Source organism: Modestobacter sp. KNN46-3, from assembly GCF_011039295.1.
In genome coordinates, this window is sequence record NZ_JAAKGN010000289.1 from 1 (window position 1) to 2,240 (window position 2,240).

Below are 2,240 nucleotides of genomic sequence, written 5' to 3' on the forward strand. Positions count from 1 at the left end.
GGGCACCCTCGCCCTCACCCCTGACTTGCCACGCCGACCCAGCCCGACGACGTTCCCGCGGGAACGTCGTCTGGACGCGATCACTGATCGCCTACGACCACTGACCCTTGGAATAGGTCATCTAGAGTGACCCAGCTTCCCAAGCTGACAGTGCGAGTTCGATTCTCGTCACCCGCTCCACGCACTGCCCGAGTCGCTCGTCACGCGCCCGGGGCGCCTCCTGGCCGAGGTTCGTAGAGCAGCGGGCGACCGCTGAGACCCCACTTTTCGCCGGTCAACTCGTGCATCGAGCCCGCGCCCGGTGGGGATCCAGCCCGCGAGCGCTCCTCCACCAGGCCCGCAGCCGCTGATCTGACCGGGCGTGCACTCCCAACACCCCCAGGACGTCGACAGCCCGGCCGCTCGGTGCAGGTGCGCCTCGTCGGAGAGCGTGCACGTCGGCCCGGCCCCGACCCGCGGCCCCCGCTCGCCGTGGAGTATTCCTGCCGCGTCCGGCGGGCACTCCTGAGGCGAATTGACTTAGCTCAGGCTCACCTAATATAACTCGGAGGCTCGCACCCTCCGGGCCGAGGCTCGCTCGACACCTGCGGCGGCCAGTGCCGCCGCTGCCGAAAGGAAGTGCCCCCCGTGCGCCTGCGCTTGCTCACCACTGCCGTCGTCACCGCGATGGCCCTCAGCGCCTGCGGCTCCGACGCCGAGGAACCGTCGGCGACGGCCGACCAGGAGAGTGACGGACCGGCGACCCGGTCGGTCACCCACGTCCTGGGGACGACGGAGGTGCCGGTCGACCCGCAGCGGGTCGTCACCCTCGACACCCCGCACCTCGACACCGCACTGGCCCTGGACATCACCCCGGTCGGCTCGGTGCATTCCGACGTCGCCACGGGCTTCCCCGAGTACCTGGGCGAGCGGACCGAGGGGATCGAGCCCGTCGGGACGATCGAGGAACCCAACCTGGAGTCCATCGCGGCTCTGGAACCAGACCTGATCCTGTCCTCGAGCGTCCGCCACGAGGACATCTACGACGAGCTCAGCCAGATCGCCCCCACCGTCTTCACCGACTACACCGACGGCTGGCGGTCGATGTTCACGACGACCGCCGACGCCCTGAACATGGCCGAAGCGGGCACGGACGCGCTGGCCGGGTACGACGCGCGGGTCGACGAGGTCGGTGCGGCCGTCGGCGCCGAGGGGGCGACGGCCTCGATCGTGCGCTTCCTACCCGAGGAGACACGCGTCTACGGGCCCGAGACGTTCTCCGGCAGCCTGCTGGCCGACGTCGGGTTCACCCTGCCGCAGCTCGAGTACGACGAGTACTCCATGGCCTACGTCAGCGCCGAGCTGATCGACCAGGCCGACGCCGACATCGTCTTCTCGACCACCTACGGTGACCCGGCTGCGACCACCAAGGACGGGATCACCGCCGTCTGGGACTTCCTCGAGGCCGTGCCCGACTGCGCCTTCGAGGTCGCCGACGACGAGTGGATGCTCGGCATCGGCCTGATCGGCGCCGAGGTCGTCCTCGAGGACATCGAGTCGACCCTGAACGGGTCCGACTGCCTCTGATCGCACCCCGCGATGTCATCCGCCCCGGCCGGCCACGGTCCGCTGGGGCGGGTGACATCGCCGCGCTCGGGTTCGGGGCACGGGCAGCCCGTCCAGCACCGGGACGACCACGACGTGGCGGCACCCCGCTTGCACGTCGAGTGACGAGACGCACTAAGGTGAGCCTCACCTAAATGGCTCTCCTGGAGGTCCGTTGCTCTCCCCTCCCTCGGCCGCTGGCACCGATTGCGCACACGCCCTGCCGCCCACCTTGCTCCCGCCCAGGGTCCGGCGTCTGCTGCACGCCCGAGCCCACGCCGGGACGGTCAGCGGCTACGTCTACGACCCGCAGATCGCCGCCGACCGCGCCCGCGCGCTCCGCGCGGTCCTCCCCCCGTGGGCGTCGCTGTTCTTCGCGGCGAAGGCCAACGGCTCGGCGGCGGTGCTCGCCGCGCTGGCCGGGCCCGGCGGCGTCGACGGCTTCGAGGTCGCCTCCCGCGCCGAGGCGGACGCCGCCCGGGCCGCGCTGCTCGGCGCCGGCCGACCCCTCCGGCTGCTGGCCGCGGGACCGGCGAAGACACCGGCCCTGCTGAGCGCCCTGATGAACGCCGGGACCGAGGTCGTCCACGTCGAGAGTCCTCTCGAGCTGGCCCGGCTGTCCACGCTGGCCGAGGCTCACGGCCGGACCGTGCGCG

Annotated in this window: 2 protein-coding genes; both read left to right on the plus strand. The window is 71.5% G+C overall.

Annotated features, from left to right (window positions below; genetic code table 11):
• Nucleotides 1-627: 627 nt before the first annotated feature.
• A complete protein-coding gene (locus G5C62_RS26580) occupies nucleotides 628-1,566 on the plus strand; it encodes an ABC transporter substrate-binding protein (protein ID WP_164703353.1) in 939 nt (312 codons plus the stop codon).
• A gap of 250 nt (nucleotides 1,567-1,816) precedes the next feature.
• A partial coding sequence (locus tag G5C62_RS26585) for an alanine racemase (protein WP_206330890.1) occupies nucleotides 1,817-2,240 on the plus strand: 424 nt, incomplete at its 3' end.